Origin of the sequence: Saliphagus sp. LR7, from assembly GCF_003344565.1 — an archaeon.
Lineage (GTDB): Archaea > Halobacteriota > Halobacteria > Halobacteriales > Natrialbaceae > Saliphagus > Saliphagus infecundisoli.
Window position 1 is genome coordinate 1 of record NZ_QPND01000006.1, and the last position, 23,269, is coordinate 23,269.

26 protein-coding genes are annotated in these 23,269 nt (G+C 69.3%); 19 read left to right on the plus strand and 7 right to left on the minus strand.

Annotated elements, in window-relative coordinates:
* Positions 1-278: 278 nt before the first annotated feature.
* From DVH23_RS09835 to DVH23_RS09860, 6 genes are read left to right on the plus strand one after another with little or no spacing between them, the layout of a single operon-like run.
* Positions 279-1,160 (plus strand): hypothetical protein, encoded by an 882-nt coding sequence (locus DVH23_RS09835; RefSeq protein WP_198667903.1) that lies wholly within the window; start codon positions 279-281, stop codon positions 1,158-1,160.
* A complete protein-coding gene (locus tag DVH23_RS09840) occupies positions 1,157-1,510 on the plus strand; it encodes a hypothetical protein (protein ID WP_114577263.1) in 354 nt (117 codons plus the stop codon). Before DVH23_RS09835 ends, DVH23_RS09840 begins: the two co-directional genes overlap by 4 nt.
* 30 nt (positions 1,511-1,540) lie before the next feature.
* Complete coding sequence (locus DVH23_RS09845) at positions 1,541-2,350, plus strand: hypothetical protein (protein WP_114577264.1); 810 nt, start codon at positions 1,541-1,543, stop codon at positions 2,348-2,350.
* 48 nt (positions 2,351-2,398) lie between these two features.
* The gene (locus DVH23_RS09850) at positions 2,399-3,220 is read left to right on the plus strand and encodes a hypothetical protein (RefSeq protein WP_114577265.1); all 822 of its coding nucleotides are present in this window, start codon (positions 2,399-2,401) and stop codon (positions 3,218-3,220) included.
* A gap of 50 nt (positions 3,221-3,270) precedes the next feature.
* The gene (locus DVH23_RS09855; protein WP_114577266.1) at positions 3,271-4,041 is read left to right on the plus strand and encodes an alpha/beta fold hydrolase; all 771 of its coding nucleotides are present in this window, start codon (positions 3,271-3,273) and stop codon (positions 4,039-4,041) included.
* A 53-nt stretch (positions 4,042-4,094) separates the two neighbouring features.
* Positions 4,095-4,328, plus strand: coding sequence for a DUF5822 domain-containing protein (locus DVH23_RS09860; RefSeq protein WP_114577267.1), 234 nt, complete (start codon positions 4,095-4,097; stop codon positions 4,326-4,328).
* On the opposite strand, the gene DVH23_RS09865 is transcribed toward DVH23_RS09860, so the two are convergent.
* The 3 genes from DVH23_RS09865 to DVH23_RS09875 are packed head-to-tail and all read right to left on the minus strand — an operon-like array spanning position 4,325 to position 6,759.
* Positions 4,325-4,855 carry an HAD family hydrolase gene (locus DVH23_RS09865; protein ID WP_114577268.1) on the minus strand — a complete coding sequence of 177 codons (531 nt, stop codon included), beginning with the start codon at positions 4,853-4,855 and terminating at the stop codon, positions 4,325-4,327. The two genes, DVH23_RS09860 and DVH23_RS09865, sit on opposite strands and share 4 nt — an antisense overlap.
* 43 nt (positions 4,856-4,898) lie before the next feature.
* Positions 4,899-6,023, minus strand: a complete 1,125-nt coding sequence (locus DVH23_RS09870; protein WP_114577269.1) for an acyl-CoA dehydrogenase family protein — start codon at positions 6,021-6,023, stop codon at positions 4,899-4,901.
* Between the two features lie 58 nt (positions 6,024-6,081).
* Positions 6,082-6,759 (minus strand): helix-turn-helix domain-containing protein, encoded by a 678-nt coding sequence (locus DVH23_RS09875; protein ID WP_114577270.1) that lies wholly within the window; start codon positions 6,757-6,759, stop codon positions 6,082-6,084.
* A gap of 277 nt (positions 6,760-7,036) precedes the next feature.
* Here DVH23_RS09875 and gfcR point away from each other — a divergent pair, with 277 nt between their 5' ends.
* Positions 7,037-7,672, plus strand: coding sequence for a transcriptional regulator GfcR (gene gfcR / locus DVH23_RS09880; RefSeq protein ID WP_114577271.1), 636 nt, complete (start codon positions 7,037-7,039; stop codon positions 7,670-7,672).
* Here the strand turns inward: gfcR and DVH23_RS09885 are convergent, their stop codons facing one another.
* Positions 7,673-7,978: an FUN14 domain-containing protein gene (locus DVH23_RS09885; protein WP_114577272.1), complete on the minus strand. Its 306-nt coding sequence runs from the start codon at positions 7,976-7,978 to the stop codon at positions 7,673-7,675.
* 191 nt (positions 7,979-8,169) lie between these two features.
* On the opposite strand from DVH23_RS09885, the gene hflX reads away from it, so the two are divergent.
* Positions 8,170-9,480 carry a GTPase HflX gene (hflX, locus tag DVH23_RS09890; protein WP_114577273.1) on the plus strand — a complete coding sequence of 437 codons (1,311 nt, stop codon included), beginning with the start codon at positions 8,170-8,172 and terminating at the stop codon, positions 9,478-9,480.
* 6 nt (positions 9,481-9,486) lie between these two features.
* On the opposite strand, the gene DVH23_RS09895 is transcribed toward hflX, so the two are convergent.
* A complete protein-coding gene (locus DVH23_RS09895) occupies positions 9,487-11,982 on the minus strand; it encodes a cation-translocating P-type ATPase (protein ID WP_232833738.1) in 2,496 nt (831 codons plus the stop codon).
* Positions 11,983-12,128: 146 nt separating this feature from the next.
* Between DVH23_RS09895 and DVH23_RS09900 the strand changes: the two genes are divergently transcribed.
* From DVH23_RS09900 to DVH23_RS09915, 4 genes are all read left to right on the plus strand, one after another.
* Positions 12,129-13,286 (plus strand): thiolase family protein, encoded by a 1,158-nt coding sequence (locus DVH23_RS09900; protein WP_114577274.1) that lies wholly within the window; start codon positions 12,129-12,131, stop codon positions 13,284-13,286.
* Between the two features lie 71 nt (positions 13,287-13,357).
* A complete protein-coding gene (locus DVH23_RS09905; protein WP_198667907.1) occupies positions 13,358-13,708 on the plus strand; it encodes an OB-fold domain-containing protein in 351 nt (116 codons plus the stop codon).
* Between the two features lie 71 nt (positions 13,709-13,779).
* A complete protein-coding gene (gene psmB, locus DVH23_RS09910) occupies positions 13,780-14,529 on the plus strand; it encodes an archaeal proteasome endopeptidase complex subunit beta (protein ID WP_114577276.1) in 750 nt (249 codons plus the stop codon).
* 294 nt (positions 14,530-14,823) lie between these two features.
* Positions 14,824-15,183, plus strand: coding sequence for a hypothetical protein (locus tag DVH23_RS09915; RefSeq protein WP_114577277.1), 360 nt, complete (start codon positions 14,824-14,826; stop codon positions 15,181-15,183).
* Between the two features lie 13 nt (positions 15,184-15,196).
* Here DVH23_RS09915 and DVH23_RS09920 read toward each other — a convergent pair whose 3' ends face one another.
* A complete protein-coding gene (locus DVH23_RS09920; RefSeq protein WP_114577278.1) occupies positions 15,197-16,318 on the minus strand; it encodes a Gfo/Idh/MocA family protein in 1,122 nt (373 codons plus the stop codon).
* 206 nt (positions 16,319-16,524) lie between these two features.
* Complete coding sequence (locus tag DVH23_RS09925; RefSeq protein ID WP_114577279.1) at positions 16,525-17,376, minus strand: translation initiation factor eIF-2B; 852 nt, start codon at positions 17,374-17,376, stop codon at positions 16,525-16,527.
* Positions 17,377-17,450: 74 nt separating this feature from the next.
* On the opposite strand from DVH23_RS09925, the gene DVH23_RS09930 reads away from it, so the two are divergent.
* From DVH23_RS09930 to DVH23_RS09960, 7 genes are all read left to right on the plus strand, one after another.
* On the plus strand, positions 17,451-17,753 hold the full coding sequence (locus DVH23_RS09930) for a hypothetical protein (protein ID WP_114577280.1): 303 nt from the start codon (positions 17,451-17,453) through the stop codon (positions 17,751-17,753).
* A 43-nt stretch (positions 17,754-17,796) separates the two neighbouring features.
* Positions 17,797-18,864: an Mrp/NBP35 family ATP-binding protein gene (locus DVH23_RS09935; RefSeq protein ID WP_114577281.1), complete on the plus strand. Its 1,068-nt coding sequence runs from the start codon at positions 17,797-17,799 to the stop codon at positions 18,862-18,864.
* A gap of 83 nt (positions 18,865-18,947) precedes the next feature.
* Positions 18,948-19,610 (plus strand): DUF4129 domain-containing protein, encoded by a 663-nt coding sequence (locus tag DVH23_RS09940; protein ID WP_114577282.1) that lies wholly within the window; start codon positions 18,948-18,950, stop codon positions 19,608-19,610.
* Complete coding sequence (locus tag DVH23_RS09945) at positions 19,607-21,517, plus strand: DUF58 domain-containing protein (RefSeq protein ID WP_114577283.1); 1,911 nt, start codon at positions 19,607-19,609, stop codon at positions 21,515-21,517. Before DVH23_RS09940 ends, DVH23_RS09945 begins: the two co-directional genes overlap by 4 nt.
* Entirely contained in the window at positions 21,514-22,002 is a 489-nt protein-coding gene (locus tag DVH23_RS09950; RefSeq protein WP_157972383.1) for a hypothetical protein, read from the plus strand. The genes DVH23_RS09945 and DVH23_RS09950 overlap by 4 nt, the downstream gene beginning before the upstream one ends.
* Positions 22,003-22,039: 37 nt before the next feature.
* Positions 22,040-22,684 (plus strand): uracil-DNA glycosylase family protein, encoded by a 645-nt coding sequence (locus DVH23_RS09955; protein ID WP_114577285.1) that lies wholly within the window; start codon positions 22,040-22,042, stop codon positions 22,682-22,684.
* Between the two features lie 193 nt (positions 22,685-22,877).
* Positions 22,878-23,063 (plus strand): HEWD family protein, encoded by a 186-nt coding sequence (locus DVH23_RS09960; protein ID WP_114577286.1) that lies wholly within the window; start codon positions 22,878-22,880, stop codon positions 23,061-23,063.
* The last annotated feature ends 206 nt before the right edge of the window (positions 23,064-23,269 follow it).

Here is a 23,269-nt window from a genome sequence, read left to right on the forward strand (position 1 = left end):
CGCCTCGGGATTAAATGGTGGAGGTTGTAGATGGGTGTTTTCAGAGACACGGAACCCAAAGCCCATCCCGGCAGCACAAATTTCCGAAGAGATCTATGCATGAACAATCTACCTAGCCGACTTCAGGTTCTATGAGGTCGACCGGATCGAGGAGAGCCCGGAGGGGTACCGGGTCCGCCACGAGCCGTTCGAACCGGACGGTATCGCCGGCTCGAGGCCGTAGCGGCGCACATGCAAGCCAAACTACCACCCTTCGTCCGTCCGTCGTTCGAGTGTCTATGGCCGATCGTACGCGATCCAACGAGACCGACGAGGAGAGAGCACGGGACGTCCTCGAGGCGACCGGCGACGACTCCCGGCGACTGATGACCGACGGCGGCGAAGAAGAAGAGGCCGACGAGGAGGGTGAGGGAGAACCCGAAGCCGACGAGGACGAAGAGGAGAGCGAAGAAGCGGACGGAGAGGAGAGCGAAGACGATGAGAGCGAGGAAAACGAGGACGGAGAGGAGAGCGAAGACGATGAGGGCGAGGGAAGCGAGGACGGAGAGGAGAGCGAAGACGATGAGGGCGAGGGAAGCGAGGACGGAGAGGGCGAGGAGGAAGGAGAGGGCGGCCACGACCAGAGCCCCGAGGACGTCTACGAGGACGAGGACGCGACCGGCGTGCTCCACCTCGACCTGGACGGGCTCTACCTCGATCTGCTGGGCCTCGAGGTCAATCTGGGCGACGTGAACCTGGATCTCTCGGCGCGTCCGGGCGACGGCAACCTGCTCGGCAACCTGCTGTCGGCGGTCGCGGGGCTCGGCGACGGCGGCCTCGGTGACCTCCTCGATGGCGGTCTCGGCGACCTGCTCGGTGGCGGCCTCGGCGGCCTGCTGGGCGGTGGCGAGGACGAGGAGGGCGAAGAGGGTGAGGGACCCCTCTCGGGGGCGGCAAGCTCGGCCCGCGAGAGCGCGGCGAACGTCCTGAGCGAGCTCCCGATCGAGGAGTTCGTCGGCCAGCTCGCCCGCGAACTCGTCAACCAGTTGCTCGGCGACGGGAGCTCCGGGTTGTCCGACGCGGGCCCCCTCGGTGACGACGAGGACGAGGAAAGTGAGGAGAGCAACGAGGAGTCCGACGGAAGCGAAGAGGACGAGGGAAACGAGGAGGACGGCGAATGAGCGAGGAATCGATCACCGACCGGATCGACTACGAGCGCCTCGCCGAGTCGATCGACGTCGCGGAGCTTCTCGAGGGCACCCAGTGGGAGGGCGAACTCGACGACGCCGAGAACACCGGCGCGGCGATCGGCCGCCTGATCGGCGAGTCCCTCGGGCGCGTGATCGGCGAGGCGGTCGGGCGGACCGTCGGCGACAGGCTGGTCGAGGAGTTCCTCGCGGACGACGACGGTGACGAGGCGGAGTCCGACGGGAGCGAGGAGAGCGAGGGCAGCGACGGCGAAAGCGAGGACGGCGAGGAATCGGAAAGCGAGGACGACGAGGAGGGAAGCGATGAGGGGGGCGACGAGTAGCCCTCCCGCCTCTCTCGCGAGGTGGGACCAATGAGCGACGACGAGGGCGACGGCGGCTTCGACCTCGCCGGGATCGTCACCGACGAGGTGACCGAGCAACTGGACGCGAGCGAGCTGCTGGGCGGCGGCTCGATCAAGGACCAGGTCGACGCCGGGGCGCTCGGCGCCTCCGTCGGCCGCGAGTTCGGCGCCCGAGCCGGCCGCGAGTTCGGCGAGGCGATCGGCGGGGAGGTCCACGAGACGATCGACTCCGGGTTAGAGCGGGGCGCGGAGTTCGGAGAGATCGCAGGCGAGGTCAAAACCGCGATCCGCGAGGCGATCGTCGGCGTCGTCTCCCGGCTGGCGAGCCGGGAGGCGATCGCCTCCGCGGCCGAGGCGATCGGCAGCGAGGAGCTCGGAGACGGGGTCCGGGCGGCGATCCCCGAGGAGAGTGCCGGAGACGCCGTCGACGGCGCCATCGAGGAAGCGACCGACGAGGTCGAGGAGGCGACGCCGGATATCGCCAACGAGGAGAGCGACGGTGACGAGGAAGCCCGAGAAGACGAAGAGGGCGAGGAGACGGAGGAAGCCGAGGACGGCGACGAGGAGGGCGACGACGAGAGCGGGGGTCTCACCGAGAAAGCCGACGAGGCCACGCCCGACCTCCTCGCCGAGGGCGACGGGACGCCCGCGCCCGAAGACCTCGAGGGACTCAGACGCGAGACCCTGGAGGACTTCCTCGAGGTGATGTCCTACCGGGACCTCCAGTCGGTCGCCAAGGACGTCGACGTGAAGGCGAACCTGAGCCGCAAGGAGATGACCGAGGAGATCATCGAGACGGTAAGCGAAAGCGAGGAGTAGCGCCGGACGAGCGCCAACCTGATACCCCGTCCCACCCAAACGGATCCAATGAGCGACTCGATCGCCGACCGAGCGAACCGGTTGTTAGAGGAGACCGAGGACGCGATCGACGGGCTCGGGGCGCCCGAGGGAAGCGAGGACCTCCCCGGCGAACTCGACGCGAGCGGCCTCGGCGGGATCGCCGAGGAGGCAAACGAGCTGATCGAGGCCGAGGACGCCGACGCCCTCCTCGAGGCGCTCGGGCTCGACGAGCTCGAGGACGGCACCGAACCCGACTCCCTGCTCGAGGCGATCGCCCAGGGACGCGAGGAGCAGGTCGGCGACCTCCGGGTGCTGGTGAAACTCGCGAAGGTCGCCGAGGCCGACGACGAGGAACTCCCCACGGAGGTCGGGGAGCTCCAGGAGGCAGTCGAGGAACGGATCGGGGCCCTCGGGGAGGACGAGACGGACGGCGAGAGCGAGGAGACCGACGGGGAAGACGAAGCCGAGGAGTCGCTCGCGGAGTCGGCGGCCGAGGCGGTCGGGGACGCCGTCGGCGGTGGAGAGGGCGACGAAGAAGGGTTCGTCGAGGAGGAGCTCGAGTCGGCGATGCGCTCGAAGCTCGAGGGGTTCGGCGACGAACTCGACGAGGCACGGGAACGCCTCGACGAACTCAGGGAGGGCGACGAGACGGACGAGGAGGACACCGACGAGGAAGAGGCAGGCGAGGCCGACGACGGGAGCGAGCAAAAGGAGGGTGAGGACACCCCCCTCGGCTCGGACTCACGGCCCCGTTCCCGGGGAACGATGCACTCGACGATGGCGCCCTCGCCGTCGAGGCGGGCGGACATGGGGGCGTCGACGCGACACTCGACGATGCCCGATCGCTGACGCGGGCGCCGGCATTTATGGCGATTCCCGTCCAGTGTTAGCACGACCGCATGAACACCGCCTCGACCGGGAGCCGCCGGATCGCCTACGTTCACGACGAGAGTGAGGACGGAAAAACGGTGCTCTACGTCCACGGCAGCGGCGGGAGCCACGAGCTCTGGTCGGCCCAGCGCCGCCTCGCCGAGCGGCCGACGGCCGCCCTCGACCTCTCGGGCCACGGCGACTCGGAAGATATCGACGCCGAGCCCGGCTACACGACCCTCTCTGCGTACGCCGACGACGCCCTCGCGGTCGCGGAAGCGACCGACGCGGACGTCCTCGTCGGGAGTTCGCTGGGCGGCGCCGTCGCCCTCCACCTCCTGGTCGAGCGCGCGGACTGGTCCCCCGACGCGGTCGTCCTCGCGGGGACCGGCGCGCGGATGGGCGTGCTCTCGGATCTCCTCGACTGGCTCGAGGAGGACTTCGAGCGCGCGCTCGAGTTCCTCCACGGCCCCGACCGGCTCTTTCACGATCCCGACGAGCGGGCCGTCGAGCGCTCGAAAGCGAAGATGCGAGCCTGTGGGCAGAAGGTCGTCCGCCGGGACTTCCTGACCTGCCACCGGTTCGACGTCCGGGATCGCCTCGGGGAGATCGACGTGCCAGTCCTCGCCGTCTACGGCGAACGCGATCAGCTGACGCCGCCGTGGTACCACGAGTACATCGCCGAGGAGGTCCCCGAGGGGAGCCTCGCGGCGGTTCCGGAGGCGGCCCACCTGGCGATGGTCGAGCGGCCGCGGGCGTTCGCCGACCGCGTCGAGGCCTTTCTCGCCGACGTCGAGTAACGACCCGACCGGGCAACGGCGGGCTTAAGGGCGCTGCGCCGAGAGAAACGCCCGTGCCGACACGCGTCGAGCGGACCGACCCCGAGGGAGTCGACTACGGCTGGGTGATGCAGGTGACGTTCGTGACGACGATCCTGCTCGGCGCGCCGACGGTCGCGGTCCTCTCGACGACGGCAACGTTGCCGACCTGGAACGCCCGCGTCGGCTTCGCGGTCCGGGTCGGCGCGGTGATCTGGATCCTGACGGCGCTTTCGGTCTACGTCTACGCGTATCGCCGAAACCGCTAACCGTCGACGTACTCGAACGCGGTCCCCGCCCGTTCGGCAGTGCGTGCGTCGCGCTCGGAGTCGCCGACGAACAGCGTCCGCCCGGGAGTCGCGCCGATGCGGGAAACCGCCTCCAGCAGCGGCTCGGGGTCGGGCTTGCGGCTCCCAACCGTGTCGCGGCCGACGACCGCGTCGACCGCCTCGAGGAGGTCGTGGGAGTCGAGAGCGATCCGGCAGGCCTCCTCGCAGTTCAGCGAACAGATCCCCGCGGGCACCGAACACGCGAGGAGTTCCTCGGCGAGGGGGAGCCGGGCGGCCCTCCGGGCACCCTCGCGTTCGCGGGCCGCGATCGCCGCCTCGACCTCGGGCGCGAGGTCGTGGTCGGCGGCAGCCGCGAGCAACTCCCAGAGATCGCCGGCCGGCACGTCGACCGCCGCGGCGGCGTACACCTCGCGGACATCGACGGCGGTCGCCTCCCAGTCGACGTCGAGGTCGACGAGGGTGCCGTCGAGGTCGTAGACGACGGCGTCGTAGTCGGCTCCGGACATGCGTTTTTGGTCGGACGACGGCGGTATAGCCGCTTCGGTCGTCTCACTCGAGGAGGTGTCTGGCGATGATCGTCTTCTGGATCTGTGTGGTTCCCTCGTAGATCTCGGTGATCTTCGCGTCGCGATAGAGGCGTTCGACCCCGCCCTCCGTGACGTAGCCGTAGCCGCCGTGGAGCTGGACGGCTTCGCCCGCGACCTCGGTCGCGGTTTCGCTCGCGAAGTACTTCGCCATGCTCGCGGCCATCGCGCCCTCGCCGTCCGCCCGCCGGCGGGCGGCGTAGCGGGTCAGCTGCCGGGCGGCCTCGGTTTCCGTCGCCATCTCGGCGAGCGTGTGCTGGACGCTCTGGATGTCGCCGATCGGGCCGCCGAACTGCTCGCGCTCGCCGGCGTACCCGCGGGCTTCCTCCAGGGCGTGGGACGCGACGCCGACGGCCTGGGCCGCGATGGCGATCCGGCCGTCGGTGAGGACGTGAAACGCCGCCGAGAGCCCGTCGCCGACGGGCGTCAGGCGGTACTCCGCGGGGACCCGGACGCCATCGAAGGTGAGCGAGGTCGTGTCGCTCGCGCGGAGCCCGAGTTTCTCCTCGGGGTCGCCGACCGAGAGCCCGTCGACGTCGCCGGGAATCAAGAACTGGGTGACCCCGTCGTCCCCGTCGACCTTCGCGAAACAGACGATCGCCCCTGCCCGATTGCCGTTCGTGATCCACTGTTTCTCGCCGTCGAGAACGTAGGCGTCGCCCTCTTTTCGGGCCTGGGTGGTCATCTCCGCGGGGTTCGAGCCCGCCCCCGGCTCCGAGAGCGCGAACGCGCCGACGGGACGGCCCTCGGCCATCTCCGGAAGCCACTCCTCGCGGACGCCCTCGCCCGCGAACTCGGCGATGCAGGCGGTCGCCAGACAGTGCACCGAGAGGGCGGTCGCGACGGCGAGCATCCCGCCGGCGACCGCCTCGTTGACGACGGCGTAGGTGACCGGATCGGCGTCGTAGCCGCCGTACTCCTCCGGTACGGTCAATCCCGTGAGATCGAGGTCGGCGAGCCCGTCCCAGACCGTCTCGGGAAACGTCTCCTCGCGGTCGGCCTCGGCGGCCAGCGGGCGGATCTCCTCGCGGGCGAACTCGCGGACGACGTCGCCCACGGCGGCCTGCTCGTCCGTCAAGTCGGAATCCATACCCCGTCTGGGGGAGGGGAGGGCAAAAAGGTGGGTCCGGCGCCAGCGGGAGGAGAGATCAGTGAACGATGCCGTCCTGGCCGGGTTCGCCGATCTGCTCGCTCGCCAGGACCTTGTTCGCCCGGCGGAGGCGTTCGGAGAGCGCCTGGTGGGAGATGTCGAGTTCGGTCGCGAGATCCTCGAGCGAGATCCGGCGCGGGACGTCGTAGTAGCCGCGGTCGTAGGCCTCGCTAATCGCCTCCTCCTGGGGCTCGGTGAGCGCCGCGGTCGCCTCCAGGTCGGCGTTGCGGCCGGCCTCGACCATCCGTTTGACGTCGACGGTGATCCCCTGATCCTCGAGTTCGCCCACGGCTTCCGAGAGGAGGTCCCGCTGGGGAAACAGGAGGCGGAACGTCCAGTTGCTGGCCGAACACTGCGCGTCGAGGATCGTCCCGTCGTTCGAGAAGATCGCCGAACACATGTTGCCGACGCCCGCGGCGTACTCGATGCGGTAGAGCCACTCGGAACCCCCGTCGTCCTCGAGGAGGCGGTCGAACTCCGAAACCGAGGAGTCCGCCTCGAGCGCCTCTTCGATCTCCGCCCGGGGCTCGCCGGCGATCCAGACCAGCGGCATCGTCTGGAGGGGGCCTTCGGCGACGACGCTTTTGATCCGGATCTCGAGGTCGGGCAGGGCCTCGAACGTCTCGGCGAGCGCGACGTCCTCGGAGGTAAGCGCGAGTTCGGTGACGGTCGTCACGCCGTCTCACCCTCCGTTCGACCGGATGACCGATGCGCGAGCGACGGACCTCGACTGTCGACTATATCAGTGTGGATCATGGTTGGAACGGATAGGTTGCCGGGCCGACACCGCGTGGCCACCCGGATCGATCCTGTCTTTCGATACACTACCCGCTCGGTTGCCTTGTGGCCCTGACTGTTCCAGCGGTTTATATAGGGTGAGATAGCGCCCGGCGACGACACGGTCGGCGGTCGGTGACGATACGACTATAAAAACGGCCTCCGAACTCGAAGGCATGAAGGACGTCGACGACCTGATCGAGAGCGCGGCCGATCTCGCCGATCGCGGCCTCTCGAAGGGCGAGATCGCGGACGAACTCAACGTCTCCCGGGAGACGGCGAGCTGGCTCGTCGAGCGAAGCGGCGGCGCGCCGACGGCGAACCGGGAGGAGCCGGCGAGCAGTCCGGGGGACATCCACGTCGACTGGTCCGCGGTCGGCCGGGACAGCAAACGGATGAGCGCGATCGCGACCGCGATGGCGGACATGCTCGCCAAACACGGCGAGGGCGTCGATCTCACCATCGGGATCGAGAAGGCGGGGACGCCGATCGCGACGCTGATCGCCCGCGAACTCGAGACCGACCTGGGGAGCTACACGCCCGCGAAACACCAGTGGGAGGAAGGCGACATCGCCGACCTCGGGGGAACCTTCTCCCGGAACTTCGCGGGCATCCGCGACCGGGAGTGTTACATCGTCGACGACACGATCACCAGCGGGACGACGATGCGCGAGACGATCGAGGCCGTTCGCGCGGAGGACGGCGACCCTCTCGCCTGTATCGTGCTCGCGGACAAACAGGGGATCGACGAGCTCGAGGGCGTCCCGGTCTACTCGCTTTTGCAGGTCATCAGCGTCAGGAAAGACGACTGATCATCCACGGCGGAAGCCGAGTACGAACCCGCCCGTGACGCCGGCGCCGATCGAGAGCGTCGAGACGGCGCCCTCGAGGTAGGCCGGATCGGCGTACGCAGAGAGCGCGGCGATCTCCGACCCCAACGCCTCCCAGTCGACCGCGAGGATCCCCTCGCTCTCGAGGTATCGCAGGCCCGCAAGCTGGAGGCCGACGAGCACGGCGACGAGCTTCGTGGCCTTCTTCGCCACGTAACCCCCGATGAATCCGGCAGTGGCCCCGCCACCGAACTCGAGGCCGATGGTGGCCGGGTCGAGATCGAGCATATGGGCCCGTTCTCGCGGGGGAGTATGATCCTTCCGGTCGTCCCACGAGCGCCACTGGATTGAAGATACTGGGGGACCTACCGGCGGCCATGAGCGTCCCACTCGCGCCGGAGGTGACCGGCCGGCGTCCGTAGCGACTCGGCGTTCGGGTGTCGCGGGCCGTCGGGTCGGGCGCTCACCACCCACCTCACATGAGCCCACCACAGCGCGCGATCGTCGCGAAACGGGTCGATTCCGGGACTGCGGACACCGGCGAGATAATCCACCTCGCGGAGTCCGCCGGCTACGACGTCGTCGGCGAACTCACCCAGACCAGGGAGGCCGATCCCGCCCTCCAGATCGGCGAGGGGAAAGCCGGGGAACTCGCCCGGACGGTCGAGTCCGCCGAGGCGTCGGCGGTGATCTTCGACAACCGGCTGGGTCCCTACCAGATGTACAACCTCGGAGGGAAGCTTCCCGAGGACGTCGAGGTCCTCGATCGCTTCACCCTCATCCTCGAGATCTTCGGCCAGCGCGCTCGAACCAGGACCGCCCAGCTCCAGGTCGAACTCGCCGAACTGCGGTACGAACTCCCGCGGGCGGAGGCGAAGACGAGCCTCGCAAAGCGCGGCGAACACCCCGGGTTCATGGGCCTGGGGGAGTACGACGAGAGCCGCGAACGCGACATCAAAGCGCGGATCAGCCGGATCACCGACGAACTCGAGACGATCGAGCGCACCGAAGAGGACCGCCGGGAACGCCGGCGCGATTCGGGGTTCGACCTCGTCGCGCTCGCGGGCTACACCAACGCCGGAAAATCGACCCTGCTCCGGCGGCTCGCGGCCGACCACTCCGTCGACGAAAACGACGAGCGCCACGAGGACTTGGAGACGACTGCCGAGTCCCAGGACCGGCTGTTTACCACCCTCGGGACGACGACCCGGCGGGCCGACATGGAGCCTCGGGACGTGCTCGTCACCGATACGGTGGGGTTCATCTCCGATCTGCCCCACTGGCTCGTCGAGTCGTTCAAGTCGACGCTGGACTCGGTCTACCGGGCCGACCTCGTGCTTCTGGTGGTGGACGTCAGCGAGCCGATCGACGAGATCCACGAGAAGCTCGTCACCTCCCACGACACCCTCTACGAGCGAAACGAGGCGCCGATCGTCACCGTTCTGAACAAGACCGACCGGGTGAGCGAGGCGGAACTCGAGGAGAAAGGCGAGGCGCTGTCGGCGCTCGCGCCGAACCCGGTCGCGGTCAGCGCCCGCGAGGGGACCGGGCTTGAGGCCTTGAGAGAGCGGATCGACGCCGAACTCCCCGACTGGGAGGACGAACGGCTCGTGCTCCCGATGGCCGAGGAGACGATGAGCCTGGTCTCCTGGCTCCACGACAACGCCCGCGTCGAGGACGTCACCTACGGCGACGAGGACGTTCAGGTCTCGTTTTCGGCCCGCCCCGCGGTGATCTCGCAGGCCCGTTCGCGGGCCGGCGAGTTGCCGACGGCCGCCGAGTCCGCCTGACCCGCCCTACTCGTCGGCCAGATCCCGCAGACAGTTCGCCCCGACGAGCGCCCCGCCCACGACTGCCGCGAACATGGCCGTCAGGGGGTTGAAGACGCCGGCCACGGCGGCGGGGATCGCGATCGCGTTGTACCCCAGCGCGAGCCGGTTGTTCTGCCGGACTCGCCGGCGGGCCGCGCTCGCCAGATCGAACGCCATCTCGACCGACCCGATGTCGTCGTCGGCGATCGCGACGTCGGCCGCGTCGGCCGCCAGGTCGGTCCCGCCGCCCAGCGAGAGCCCGAGGTCGGCCGCGGCCAGCGCCGGCGCGTCGTTGGTGCCGTCACCGACCATCGCGACCCGACCCGCGAGGCGCTCGACCGTCGCGGTCTTTCCCTCGGGCGGGACGCCCGCGAACACGTGCGCGACGTCCTCGTGGCGGGCGAAGAACTCCGTGGCCGCCTCGTCGTCGCCGGTCAGGACCACGACCTCGATCCCCCGCTCCCCGAGACCGGCGATCGTCCCCGCCCACCCCTCGCGGGGCTCGTCGCCGACGACGACGAGGCCCTCGGCGGCGCCGTCCCGGCCGACGACGACCGGAAGGCGGCCGAAGCCGCGGGCCTCGGCGACTCGCGACTCGATACCCTCCTCGATTGCCCACCCCCGATCGGCGAAGAGGTCGAGATCGCCGACCAGGACGGGCGTCCCGTCGACGACCCCCTCGACCCCGGTCGCGTGGGTCGCGAACTCGCTCACTCGGTCGGTCGGGTCGTCCCCGCGCTCGTCGCCCACTCCCCCGTCCGTACGGTCGGAATCGCGGCCGAACGCCGCCACGATCGCCGCCGCGGCGGGATGGGACGCCCGCGCCTCGAGCGCCGCGGCGGCGTCCAGCAGGCCCGGGGGCGCGTCGGCCTCGACGACCTCCATCTCCCCGGTCGTGAGCGTCCCCGTCTTGTCGAAGACGACGGTATCGACGCCCCGGAGCCGCTCGAGGACGGTCTCGTCGAAGACGACGATCCCCCGCCGGAGGGCCTCCTCGATGCCGGTCGCGACCGACAGCGGCGTCGCGAACCCGATGAGCCACGGGGACCCCACGAGCAAGACGGTCAGCGAACGAAGGGCGGCGTTCGTGGCCCCCGACCCGCGCGCAGCCGCCACGAGCCCGGCGAGGACGGCCGCGCTGGCGACGACCGCGACGGCACGGGCTGCCAGCCGATCGGCCCGGCGCTGGACGCCGTGATTCCCGCTCTGGAGGCTCCAGAGGGCGGTCGTGATCCGGTCGATGCTGCTCGTCGCCTCCGGTCCGGCCCGGACGACCGCCGCGCCGTCGGTAACGACCGAGCCGCCGACCGCGTCGTCGCCCTCCTCCTTGCCCACCGGGAGGGACTCGCCGGTCACGATCGCCTCGTCGACCGTACACTCGCTCTCGACGACCCCGTCGACCGGAACTCGCTCGCCGGCACGGACGAGCACGCGATCGCCCGCCTCGAGTTCCTCGACCGGGATCTCCGCTGTCGTCCCGTCGGGTTCGTACAGGCGGGCGGCCTCGACCTGCGAGACGGTGAGGTCGGTGAGTTCCTCGAGGGCGCGTTGCTTGACCGAGGACTCGTAGAACGTCGCGGCCGTCACCGCGGCAGCGACCACCACCGCCAGGTCGTAGAAGACGTCGGTTCGGCCCAGCAACGCGGCGGCCGTGCTGTAGACGAAGGCGGCCGTCACCGTCGTCGCGACGAGCAGGTCCGTGTTGGGCCGGCGCATTCGGAGGCCGACGTAGGCCCCGCGCAACACCGGCAACCCGGTAAAGAGGAGGACGATCCCGGCCAGGACGAGCGAGAGCCGCAGAAACATGAGGCCGCCGGCGCCGTTCAGCCGGAAGGACCGCTCGAACCCCGAGAGCAGGGCCAGCTCCGTAACCGAGGCGAGATGGACCGGATAGAGGACGGCGACGTAGGGGAGCAACAGGAATGCGCCGAAGAGGAGGCCGGCGGCGTACCGAAGCTCGAGCAACCGGTCGTCCCGGCGTTTCCGCATGCCCGTCATCTCCCGGGACCGGCGCGTCGCGCCGGCCGACTCCCCCTCCTCGGTCGCCTCCGACCGGAGATACGCCGTGTACCCGAGCGTGCTCGCCGCGTCCCGGAGTTCAGCGTCCGAGACACGGTCGGGGTCGTGCGTGACCCGCATCGTCTCCGTCACGTAGCTCGCCTCGGCGTCGACGACGCCCTCGCAGCCCTCGGCGACCGACTCGAGGAACGCCTCGCAGGTCGCCGAGTGCATGCCGTCGATCCGGAGGAAGGTGCGGGCGAGGTCCTCCCGCGTGCCCTCGTCCCCGTCGGGATCACCGCTATCGTCAGTGTTCGGTTCCCCGGTCGTCGCAGGGGCCCCGAGCGTCGTCGCCACGTCCAGACAGCCGGTCGAACAGAACGTCCTCTCCCCGTCCTCGACCCCGGAGGAGGGGATCGTGCGGCCACACAGATCACACGTGGCGTCCACGGAGGCGTCCGCGTCCCGATCGGGTCCGGACACGTGCTATCCCCTCCGGGAGACGGCGGCAGGATCCCCGGCTCTCCGTTCCATGGGGCGGCGTTGGCCCCGAAGGAATAAGCAGGTTTTCACCGGCGGCGGCCCGCCCGACCCTCACCTATAAATCGCTGACCCGAGTGCCGTCGAGTATGGAACCAGTCGCAGTGATCGGTGCCTCGATGACCCCCTTCGGGAATCGGGAGGGCGAGTGGATCCTCGACTTGCTCGCCGAGGCCGGGGTCGCCTGTCTCGAGGACGCCGGCGTCGAGCCCGGGGAACTCGAGCACCTCTACGTCTCGAACATGGCCAGCGGCGAGTTCGAGGGCCAGGGCGGGACGATGAACGCCCTTGCACACGATCTGGGCGCGATGCCCGCCTACGCCGCCCGAATCGACCAGACCAGTTCCAGCGGGGGCGCGGGGATCCACGCCGCCTGGCAGTCGATCGCCAGCGGGGCAAGCGAGATGACTCTGCTCGTGGGTGGCGAGAAGATGACCCACAAAACGACCGGCGAGAGCACGGACGTCATCGCCTCGATCACCCATCCCTGCGAGTACAAACACGGACTTACCCTCCCGTCGTTCGCGGGAATGACCGCCAGACACTACCTCGAACGGTTCGACGCACCTCGCGAGAGCCTGGGGAAAGTAGCAGTGAAAAATCACAGAAACGGGGTGGACAACCCCAACGCCCAGTTCCGGAAGGAAGTGGATCTGGAGACCGTCCTCGAGAGCCCGATGGTCGCCGATCCCCTCAGACTCTACGACTTCTGTCCGATCACCGACGGCTCGGCCGCCCTCCTCTTGTGCCCGGAATCCGTGGCCCGGGAGTACACGGACGACTACGCCCTGATCTCGGGCATTTCGGGCGCGACCGACACCCACGTCGTCCACGAACGGCCCGACCCGACGGTGATGGGCGGGGTCGTCGAGAGCGGCCGGGAGGCCTACGAAATGAGCGGCTACGGTCCCGAGGAGATCGACGTCGCCGAACTCCACGACATGTTCACCATCCTCGAATTCCTCCAGATGGAGGGGCTGGGCTTCGCAGAGCAGGGCGAGTCCTGGCAACTCGTCGACGAGGGGTACACCGACCGTGACGGCGAGTTCCCGATCAACACCTCCGGCGGGCTCAAATCGAAGGGCCATCCCCTCGGAGCGAGCGGCGTCGCCCAGGCGGTCGAGGTCTACGAGCAACTGGTCGGCGAGGCCGGCCCGCGCCAGGTCGAGGCGGACGTCGGCCTCTGTTGTAACGTCGGCGGCTTCGGCAACTGCGTCATCACGACGATCATGGAGGCGGGCGCATGAGCGGCGCCGGCGAGAGCGGGGAGGCCGCGGGTGCCGACGGGACGGACGATAGCGAGAACGGCGAGCCGCCGATGGCGGCCGCCCGCTACGCCGATGGCTCGCTCGGCTACCCGCCCCACCCGCTGGGGCCCGACGGCGAGGAGCCCGTCGGCACCGTCGATCTGAGCGAGCACACCGCGCGGGTCGTCACCTGGACGACCTCCCACGCGACGCCGCCGGGCGTCCGCGAACCGAACCACGTCGCGATCGTCGAGTTCACTGTAGAGGGCGAGCCGGTCCGCGCGATCGGCCAACTGACCGAACCGGTCGAGAGCGGGACGGAAGTTCGGCCGGTCTACGCCGAGGAACTTCGCGATCCCGGGGCGGGAATCAAGGAACCCGAGAGCCAGGAGTGGGACGGCTACCGGTTCGAGCCGGTTTAAAAGGGCCGGGGTTCCGGCCCGTCGGAACGGAACGCCGATGATTTATATGCGCCCGAGCGTAATGACTGCCAATGCGAACGCCTACCCACGGTTCCGACCCGACCGACCGGATCGGTCAACTCGACGGCGACACCTCCGGCCAGCGGGCGACGAGCCCCTACGAGCCCGAACTGGGGGAGCTGCCCGAAAACGAGTTCAGCCGGGCGGACCTCGACAACGTCAACAAGACCGGGACGACGACGATCGGGCTGACGACCGAGGAGGGCGTCGTCATCGCGACGGACATGCGCGCGAGCCTCGGCGGCCGGTTCGTCTCGAACAAGAACGTCCAGAAGGTCGAGCAGATCCACCCGACCGCGGCGCTCACCCTCGTCGGCAGCGTCGGCGGCGCCCAGTCGTTCATCAAGAGCCTCCGCGCGGAGGTCAACCTCTATGAAGCCCGCAACGGCGAGAACCTGAGCATCGAGGCGCTGGCGACGCTCGCGGGCAACTTCGCCCGCGGCGGCCCGTTCTTCGCGATCCACCCGATCCTGGGCGGCGTCGACGAGGAGGGCAGCCACGTCTTCAGCATCGACCCCGCGGGCGGCGTGATGGAGGACGACTACACCGTCACCGGCAGCGGGATGCAACTCGCCTACGGCCTGCTCGAACAGGAGTACGAGGAGGGACTCTCGAACGAGGAGGCGATGGAGATCGCCGCCCGCGGGATCAAGTCGGCCGTCGAGCGCGACACCGGCAGCGGCAACGGCGTCTTCCTCTGTGAAATCACCGAGGATGGCGTCGACATCCACGGCCACAGCGACTTCGACGACGTCCTGTAGACGGTCCGGCGTCAGTTCCCGCGGGATCTCGGATGGGTTCGTTTTCGAGGACGGCATCGATGGGTCCGGAAAGCGGTAGTGACGACCTCGGAGACGGCGACGGCGACCGCCGAACCATGGCGAGGCCGCTGCGAGTACCTCAGCCACCCCAAAAATGATGGGGACCGTCCGGGACCATCATACGTGCCAAGACGTACCATCCGGGTCTGTCTCTGTCTACTATTGGTAGTCGGAGCCGGATGTATCGGGAGTCCATACGGGTATCCGGATGATCCTCCGGAAGACGAGGACTGCGTGTACCCGGACGGCGTCGATCCGAACGTCCCGAAATGTTACGTCAGCACCCACCCGGCCGATTTAGAGCTGATCAACGACGGGGGTGAGTCTCAGAACCTCTCGATAGAGGTCGTGTTCGAAGACGCCGAGACCGTATACGCGGATGATCTCTCGCTTGCACCACGAGATACGACGGTGGAGGAGGACGTCTTCGATCGCTCCGGGAAGTATACCATACGGGCGACGCTATCCGGTTCGGAGACGATCGTAGAAACGTGGACGCTCCAAGAACGGTACGTGGGAGAGGGTGGCCCGGGGTGGATCATCGGAATCTCCGAGTCAGGGGAGTGGTCCAGCAATAGAGCCGGCCACATGTGATGGGCGACGGCGATCAGGAGGACTCCCGGCGGATCGTCGGCGCGGCCTCGTGTTCGCGGCGTTCGACCTCGACGGCCCGCCCGGTTTCGCTCGAGCGGTAGATGGCGTCGATCACGCGCTGGACGGTCAGAGCCTCCCCGACCGTGTTCGTCGCTGGCTCGTGGCCGGAGGCGACGCAGGCGAGGAACTCGCGGTCCTGTTGTTTATAGCCCGTGATCGAGGCGTCCCCGGTCAGGTCGGTGTCGGCGTAGTGGTCACAGCCGACGGTGCCGGTCTCGAGGATCGAGAGGTCGGTGCCGCCGATCTCCATGCGTGCGCCCGCTTGCGTTCCCCGGACGTGAAGTTCGGAACTGGGCTCGCGGTTGGTCGCCCACGCGGCTTCGAGACTAATCGTCCGGCCGTCCGCACACCGGATGAACGCGGAGACGGAGTCGTCGACGTCGTAGGTTCCGGAGTCGGCCGACCAGTTCTCCCCGAAGCCGTCCGGGTCGGCATAGCTCTCCTCCCCGCCGAACGTCGAACGGGTCGTGGCGCTGACCTCGACGACCTCCGGGAAGCCGAGGACGTACAGCGAGAGGTCCAACGCGTGGACCCCGATGTCGATCAGTGCACCCCCGCCCGCGAGGTCGGCGTTCGTAAACCACGAGCCGGGACCGGGGATTCCCCGGCGGCGGACGTAGTTCGCCTCGACGTGGGTGAGGGGGCCAAAGCGCCCGCGGGCGTGTTGTTCGGTGAGCATCGTCGTTCCGGCCGTGTGGCGGTTGTGGAAACCGACCATGCACTCGGCGTCGGCCTTTCTCGCGGCCGCTGCGATCCGTTCGGCACTTTCTAAGGTGTGTGCGAGGGGTTTCTCGACCAGGACGTCGCGACCGGCCTCCAGGGCCGCGACGGCGATCGGCTCGTGAAACCGGTTCGGGGTCGTCACGACGACGGCGTCGACGTGTTCGTCGGCGACGAGGTCGTCGTGGTCCTCGTAGGTCGGGACCCCGAACTCGCGTCCGAAGCGCTCGCGCTGGGGCGGGGAGACGTCGGCGCCCGCGACGACGCTCGCGCCGAGATCGTGCATGCTGTTGGCGTGGAGTTGCCCCATCCCCCCCAGGCCGACGACCCCGACGCCGATGTTGTCGAATTTCACGACGAAACCTCCGATTTATTCGGTCGACGGGAGAGCGGAGAGCAGCCAATCGTCAGTTGTGCTGTCGTTCGAGAACTGTGCCGACGCTTCATTGGTAGAACTGGAGGATCCGACCGGAATAAGGGTTGTGACTGATCTTCTGTGAAGATCAGTGACTGTTCGGTTACCGATCCGTTCGGCCCGCGAGTAACCAGTGGTTTCGACGGTCAAAACGAGAGGTAACCGTCGTCGGTGACCACGCCCGAGAGCAGGTCGATCGGCGTCGCGTCGTAGTTGGGGTTCTCGATCGAAAACCCCTCCGTGGGCTCTAACATGACCTCGCTCGGGGGGCGAAACTCGTTTTCGAACGCGAAGCCGTCGGTGATGATCTTCGCGGCCGAGCCGAGCACCGTCACCGGCACCTCGAGTTGGTTCGCGGCGGCGGTGATCGGGAAGGTGCCGATCCGGTTGTAGAGGGTCTCGCCGACGATGCAGTCCATTCCGACGACGACCCGGTCACAGTCCTCGAGGAAGTAGCCGCTCGCGCTGTCGGTGATGAGGGTGACGTCGATGCCGTCGATCGCGGAAAGCTTGCGGGCGGTCTTGCGGCCGACGTAGCGCGGGCGGGCCTCGGTGACGTAGACCTCGAAGCTCTTTCCGTCCGCGGTCGCGCCCGCGAGAGCGGCCTCGACCGTCGAGGAGTAGTCGTGGGTCAACAGGGTCGCGCCGTCGGCAAGGAAGTCGGCAGCGTTTTCGGCGGCGCGTTCCTTCCCGTTCTCGACGCGAGTGACGACGGCGTCGATCCGCTCCCGGGTGAGTTCCTTGGCCTCCTCGACGGAGCCACAGTCGGCGTCGGCGACCGTCTCGACGACCTCGCGGACGGCGTTCTGGAGGGAGGCATGCGAGGGGTTCGACCGGCGCAACACCGCGCCGTTTCGCTCCAGGTCCCTGACGTACTCCTCGACGGTGGCGAACTCCCGCTCTAGGAGTTCCTCGAGCGAGCGCGTCGCCTTTACGGCGACGACCGAGGAGCTGTGGGTCTGCATCTCGCGGAGCTCCTCGACCGTTTCGTCGATCATACGAGGGTCTCCGCGGGGCGAGCAAAAGGTGTTCTGGTGCGAGGGCTTAGGGTCCGTCGACGGGTAGGAGGGGTATGGTTTCGGTCAGCTACACCTGTCCTCACTGCGGGGCCGTGATCGATGTCGAGCGCCCGCCCGAGATCGCCGACCGGTCGGTGACGCTTACGGCCCAGCCGGGGTGGGAGTACGCGACCCTCGACGACCCCCCCGAAGCGCGCGAGGCCGCCGACGGGATCGTCTTCGAGTGCGGGGAGCGAGAACGGACGGAGGGCTGTGGCCGCCCGTTTTACCTCAACTTCGTTCGGTTCGAGAGCGGGGTCGAACTCGAGCCCGATCCCGCCGAGTTCGGCGGACCGCGCTTTGACTTCCGGCCCTGACCCACAGCACAACCCTTTTCGACGGCCGTCGCCCATCCCCGCCATGGACGACGACGCCGTTTTCGACCTGCTTCGGACCGTCGAGGACCCCGATCTCGGCGACGACATCGTCTCGCTAGGGCTCGTAAACGAGGTCACCGTCGACGGCGACGACGTGGCGATCGACCTCGCGCTCGGGGCACCGTACTCCCCGACCGAGACGGCGATTGCCGGCGAGGTCCGGGCGGTCCTCGGCGAGGAGGGGATCGATCCCGAGCTCTCGGCGAGCGTCCCCGACCGCGATTCGGGCGGCGAGGAGGCGGTCCTCCCGAACGTCAAGAACGTGATCGCCGTCTCGAGCGGGAAAGGCGGCGTCGGGAAGTCGACGATCGCGGTCAACATCGCGGCGGGGCTTTCGGATCTGGGTGCTCGCGTCGGCCTGTTCGACGCCGACGTCTACGGCCCAAACGTCCCCCGGATGGTCGACGCCGACGAGCCGCCGATGACGACCGAGTCCGATACCCTGGTTCCCCCGGAGAAACACGGCGTGAAGCTGATGAGCATGGCCTTTCTGGTCGGCGAGGACGACCCCGTCATCTGGCGGGGGCCGATGGTCCACAAGGTGATCACTCAACTGACGGAGGACGTCGAGTGGGGTCACCTCGACTACCTCGTCGTGGACCTCCCGCCCGGAACCGGTGACACCCAGCTGACGATGCTCCAGACGATGCCCGTCACCGGGAGCGTGATCGTCACGACGCCCCAGGACGTCGCCCTGGACGACGCCAGGAAGGGGCTCCAGATGTTCGCACGCCACGACACCGTCGTGCTGGGGATCGCCGAGAACATGGCGACGTTCGTCTGTCCGGACTGCGGGAGCGAACACGACATCTTCGGCGAGGGCGGGGGAAGGGAGTTCGCCGACGAGCACGACCTCCCGTTCCTCGGTTCGATCCCGCTCGATCCGGCGATCCGGAAGGGCGGCGACTCGGGCGAACCCTCGGTACTCGCGGAGGGCGAAACGGGCGACGCGCTTCGGAATCTCACCGAGACCGTCGCGAACAACATCGGAATCGTCCACCGGCGGGCCGCGTCGGCGGCCGTCGCCGAGCGGAGCCCGCCGACCGAGTGAGATCGTTCGAAGACCCCGAGCGCGTTCTCCCGGCAAGATACGTATGGATGGTTATTAATACCGTCCGCTGACACGACCACGCCATGGGCCGCGATAACGCGACGGGAGCCGTTATCGCGCTGGTCTCGCTGGTCGTCCTCGCCGTCGTCGCGTCGTCCCTTCCGGCATACGTCCCGGCCGACGGCCCCGACGTGACCGCCGACGGATCGGACGTCCACCCGGAGGACGACGACTCCCGCCAACCCGTCGGGGCCACCGGACTCGTACCCTGGGAACTCCTCCTCCCCATCGCGTTCCTGTTCGCCGGACTCCTCGCCCTGGCGACCGTCTACCGGATGCTCCGCCGGCCGGCCGATCAGGACGTCTCGGTCGAAGGGAGTCCCGACCCCCTCGACGGATCCGAGGAATCCGACGATCCGGACGACGAGGAACCGCTCGAGACCGTCGCGGAGGCCGCCGGAGCCGCCGCCGACCGTCTCGAAGGCGACGCCGTCGAGAACGACGTCCATCGCGCGTGGCGGGAGATGACGCGGGCGCTCTCGGTGTCGAACCGGCGGGCGAGGACCACCGGGGAGTTCGCCCGAGCGGCGGTCCGGGCCGGGATCGACGAGCGGGACGTGGAGATCCTCACGGAACTCTTCGAGGACGTCCGGTACGGCGGCCGGGAGCCGACCGAGGACGACGAGCGCCGGGCGATCAAGGCGCTCCGCCGGATCGAGGGCGCCGACGAGCGTGATCGGTCGTGAGCCCGCGCCGGTTTTCGGTCGCGGTGGGGATCGCCGCCGCGCTCGGCCTCGCCGGACTCCTCGGGCCTCGCTACGTCGATCCGCCGCTCCCGACGGGGACCGTCCTGATCTTTCTCTTCCTCGCGGTCGGCGTCGGGATCCCTCTCCTGTTCGTCCGGCGGATCGGCAGCGAGACCGAGCGGCCGTCGCTCCCGAAGCCCGAACGCCGGGCCCCGGTCGAGACGCCGGGCGAGCGCGTCGACTCGTTGCTCGCGGACGCCGCCATCGAGCGCGGCCGGACCTCCTACGCGCTGAAGCGCCTCCACGGACGGCTGCGGGAGGTCGCGGTCGAGACCCTCGTCGCCCACGGGCGGCTCACGCCGGCCGAAGCCACGGAGCGCCTCGAGAGCAGGTCGTGGACCGACGAACCCGTCGCGGCCGCCTTCCTCGGCCACGCGTCCGACGACCTGGCCGACGCCAGGGCGATCCGCGACGGCGCGAGCGATGTCCGCGAGGCGGTCGAACGGACGATCGACGAACTCGTCCGGGCGACCGGCCGGATACCCTCGCGGGAGCCGGCGGCGGGGATCGGGCGCCGGCTGCTCGACCGGCTCCGACCGCGGGAGCCGGAGCCGGCGGGGTACACCGTCGAGCCGGCGGAAGCGACGGTCAGGGCGACCGACCGATGGCACGGGGTGAGCGCGCTCGCGCTCGTCGGCCTCGGCGGCGGGGTCGCCGTCGGAGAGCCGGCGCTCGCCCTGGTTGCCGCGGCGGGCGTCGGCTACGCGGCCTACGCCCGCAGCGAGCTTGGGGGCGTCCCGCAGCTCTCGGCGACGCGATCGATCGATCCCGAGGAGCCCGCTGCGGGCGAGGAGCTGACGGTCACCCTCACGGTCCGGAACGAGGGCGAGGCCCCCCTCCCCGACGTGCGGCTGATCGACGGCGTCCCCGAGACTCTGGAGGTCGTCGCGGGCTCGCCCCGCCGGGGCACCCCGCTGCCCGCCGGAGGCGAGACGACGCTCGCGTACACGGTGCGGGCCCGGCGCGGGCGCCACGGGTTCGGCCCGGTCCGGGTGCTCGCCCGCGACGCGGCCGAGACGGTCGAACACGACCTGACCGTGCCGGCCGAGACCGAACTCGTCTGCCGGCCGGAGTCCGCGGCGGCGGCGGCCGACCTCTCGCTCCGGCCGGCGGTGACGCGGTTCGTCGGCGCGCTCCCGACGGAGGCGGGCGGCGACGGCATCGAGTTCCACTCGACCAGGGAGTATCGTCGGGGCGACCCGATGGCCAGAATCGACTGGCGGCGCCTCGCTCGGACGCGAGAACTCTCGACGGTCGCGTTCCGCGAGGAGCGCGCGACCACCGTGGTCGCCGTCGTCGACTGCCGGACTCCGGCGTACGCGGCGCCGAAGGGGGGTGAGCCGGCGTGCGATCGGGGCGTGGCCGCGACGGCCCGGCTCCTCGCGGCGCTGCTCGCCGAGGGCCACGCCGTCGGGCTGGCCGGGCTCTCGCCGACGCCCTGCTGGCTCGCGCCGAGCGCCGCGGGCACCACCGGGCCACGGCTCGAGGCGGCGCTTTCGACCCACCCCGCCTTCGGCCAGCGCCCGCCCGAGGACTACTGTGACACCCGCGAGTGGCTCGAGTCGTTTCGAGCCCGGACCCCCGCCGCCCAGGTCCTGTTCGTCTCGCCGCTCCGGGACGCCGAGGCGGCCCGCCTCGCGCGGTCGCTCGACGCCTACGGCTACCCGGTGACGGTGCTCAGTCCGGATTCCACAGGAAGTTCGACCCCCGGCGGACGGGTCGCCGACCTGGAGCGCCGCGTCCGGCTGTACGACCTCCGGCGCGCGGGGGTTCGGGTCGTCGATTGGGGAGCCGACGACCCCCTGGAGACCGCCCTCCGGCGGGCCACGACCCGGTGGTCGGGATGACCGGGCGGCCGACGCGGGCGAGCGCGGCGATCGCGCTCGGCTCGAGCGCCCTCCTCACGGTTCTGGCGACGACCTGGCACCCGGTGGCGTCTCTGGCGGCTCTCCTTGGAACGGCCTGCGTGGCCGCGGGGCTGTACCGGCGCTCGCGGTCGCTCCCGGGCGTCGGGTTCGGGGCGTTCGTGGTCGCGATCGCCGCCGGGGCGATCGCCGGCGCGCCGACCGAGCCCGTCCTCCTGGGGACCCTCTGTGCGGTCCTCGCGTGGGACGCCGGCAGGCGATCGATCACGCTGGGGGTCCAGCTCGGCCGGGAGGCCGACGCGCTCCGGCTCGAACTCCTCCACGCGGCCGCGAGCGGGGCCGTCGGCGCGTTCAGCGTCGGGATCGCCTACGGCCTTTCTCGATCGCTTTCGGTCGCCCTCCCGGCGTTTGCCGTCCTCTTACTCTGTGGCTGCGTTCTCGCCTTGCTGTTCGCCCGGCGGGCGTGAGCGCGCCGTTTTTGTAGCTCTCGCCCGAACCCAGCCCGTGGACGCGAACCAGGAGACCCGGGAGAACCCCTTCGGGATGGACGAGGAGTGTCCGAACTGCCCCGCGCTCGTCGAGAGCCGGAGCCAGGTCGTCCACGGCTACGGCGACGTCGGCGCGGACTTCCTGTTCGTCGGCGAGCGCCCCGGTCCCGGCGCCGACGAGATCGGCGTGCCCTTCGCGGGCGGCGAGGACGGCGACGAGCGGGGCGAGAAGCTCCAGTCGATCCTCCGACGGCTGGGGCTTCTGGTCACCGACTCCGATCCCGAACGCCCCGAGATCGTAAACGCCTTCGTCACGAACCTGACCCGGTGTCGCCACCCCGACCGGGCGCCGACCGACGAGGAGATTTCGACCTGCGAACCCTACCTCAACGCCGAGATCAGGATGATAAACCCCGAGATCCTGGTTCCGATCGGCGAACGCGCCCTGGCGGAACTCGGCGAGGAGTACACGACGACGCCCGTCTCCGACCTCGATATCGTCGCGGATCACGGGCGGGCGATCCGCGGGCGCGGGTTCGAACTGGTTCCAATGGTCGACCCCGCCGACCAAAGCGACGACCGGACCCAGGAGTGGGTCGAGGAGTTTTCGGCGCTGATGGCCGGCGACTACCGCCAGACCAAGGGGCGTCGGAGCCGGTAACGCTGCCGGAATCGTCGGGAACACGGCGGCTATTAGCGGATGCGTTCCTCCGGCGCCCTTCGGATTGTGCATCCTGTGCATCCAACACGACGAGTGGGTCTCCGGCGATCCCGCCACAACGATCGTGAACGATCGTGGCAGAGATTGCCGCACACGGACACCGTTATGAGGGTGGGGCCGCCTACCTCCACCAATGAGCGTGCGCGTAAACCGGCCTACCGCCCGGGAATGCGAACTCTGTGGTCGCCTCGAGCGCTGGGACGGCGACCTCGGGGCCTGGCAGATCGGTCGAGTCGAGGGGGAACGGCGGGCGGGAAACCCACATTGCATCCACGAGTGGGACATCAACGGATCGTTCAACCCGATCTCGGACAGCTAGCCGCGGGTTCGACCCGAGCCGGTAGGGGCTCTCCGTATTCGTCCGGTATCCGAGAGGACGGCGGGGACGTCTCCACGGCGATCGCGGCGTGAGGAGGAACCCGTCGGCGACAGCGGCCGGCGGGTGATCCGTCGGAGTCGCCGCCACACGAGGCCGTCGAACTGCCCGAAAAAGCAACCCTTAACACGCGCGCGGCGGTTCGTTGG

What these genes read in the sequence shown, in the direction of transcription:
- DVH23_RS09855 (WP_114577266.1), top strand. Translation starts at nt 3,271, where the DNA reads ATGAACACCGCCTCGACCGGGAGCCGCCGGATCGCCTACGTTCACGAC.
- gfcR (WP_114577271.1), top strand. Translation starts at nt 7,037, where the DNA reads ATGAAGGACGTCGACGACCTGATCGAGAGCGCGGCCGATCTCGCCGAT.
- psmB (WP_114577276.1), top strand. Translation starts at nt 13,780, where the DNA reads ATGCGAACGCCTACCCACGGTTCCGACCCGACCGACCGGATCGGTCAA.
- DVH23_RS09835 (WP_198667903.1), top strand. Translation starts at nt 279, where the DNA reads ATGGCCGATCGTACGCGATCCAACGAGACCGACGAGGAGAGAGCACGG.
- DVH23_RS09935 (WP_114577281.1), top strand. Translation starts at nt 17,797, where the DNA reads ATGGACGACGACGCCGTTTTCGACCTGCTTCGGACCGTCGAGGACCCC.
- DVH23_RS09905 (WP_198667907.1), top strand. Translation starts at nt 13,358, where the DNA reads ATGGCGGCCGCCCGCTACGCCGATGGCTCGCTCGGCTACCCGCCCCAC.
- DVH23_RS09960 (WP_114577286.1), top strand. Translation starts at nt 22,878, where the DNA reads ATGAGCGTGCGCGTAAACCGGCCTACCGCCCGGGAATGCGAACTCTGT.
- DVH23_RS09925 (WP_114577279.1), bottom strand. Translation starts at nt 17,376, where the DNA reads ATGATCGACGAAACGGTCGAGGAGCTCCGCGAGATGCAGACCCACAGC.
- DVH23_RS09865 (WP_114577268.1), bottom strand. Translation starts at nt 4,855, where the DNA reads ATGTCCGGAGCCGACTACGACGCCGTCGTCTACGACCTCGACGGCACC.
- DVH23_RS09940 (WP_114577282.1), top strand. Translation starts at nt 18,948, where the DNA reads ATGGGCCGCGATAACGCGACGGGAGCCGTTATCGCGCTGGTCTCGCTG.
- DVH23_RS09870 (WP_114577269.1), bottom strand. Translation starts at nt 6,023, where the DNA reads ATGGATTCCGACTTGACGGACGAGCAGGCCGCCGTGGGCGACGTCGTC.
- DVH23_RS09850 (WP_114577265.1), top strand. Translation starts at nt 2,399, where the DNA reads ATGAGCGACTCGATCGCCGACCGAGCGAACCGGTTGTTAGAGGAGACC.
- DVH23_RS09845 (WP_114577264.1), top strand. Translation starts at nt 1,541, where the DNA reads ATGAGCGACGACGAGGGCGACGGCGGCTTCGACCTCGCCGGGATCGTC.
- DVH23_RS09840 (WP_114577263.1), top strand. Translation starts at nt 1,157, where the DNA reads ATGAGCGAGGAATCGATCACCGACCGGATCGACTACGAGCGCCTCGCC.
- DVH23_RS09930 (WP_114577280.1), top strand. Translation starts at nt 17,451, where the DNA reads ATGGTTTCGGTCAGCTACACCTGTCCTCACTGCGGGGCCGTGATCGAT.
- hflX (WP_114577273.1), top strand. Translation starts at nt 8,170, where the DNA reads ATGAGCCCACCACAGCGCGCGATCGTCGCGAAACGGGTCGATTCCGGG.
- DVH23_RS09900 (WP_114577274.1), top strand. Translation starts at nt 12,129, where the DNA reads ATGGAACCAGTCGCAGTGATCGGTGCCTCGATGACCCCCTTCGGGAAT.
- DVH23_RS09950 (WP_157972383.1), top strand. Translation starts at nt 21,514, where the DNA reads ATGACCGGGCGGCCGACGCGGGCGAGCGCGGCGATCGCGCTCGGCTCG.
- DVH23_RS09885 (WP_114577272.1), bottom strand. Translation starts at nt 7,978, where the DNA reads ATGCTCGATCTCGACCCGGCCACCATCGGCCTCGAGTTCGGTGGCGGG.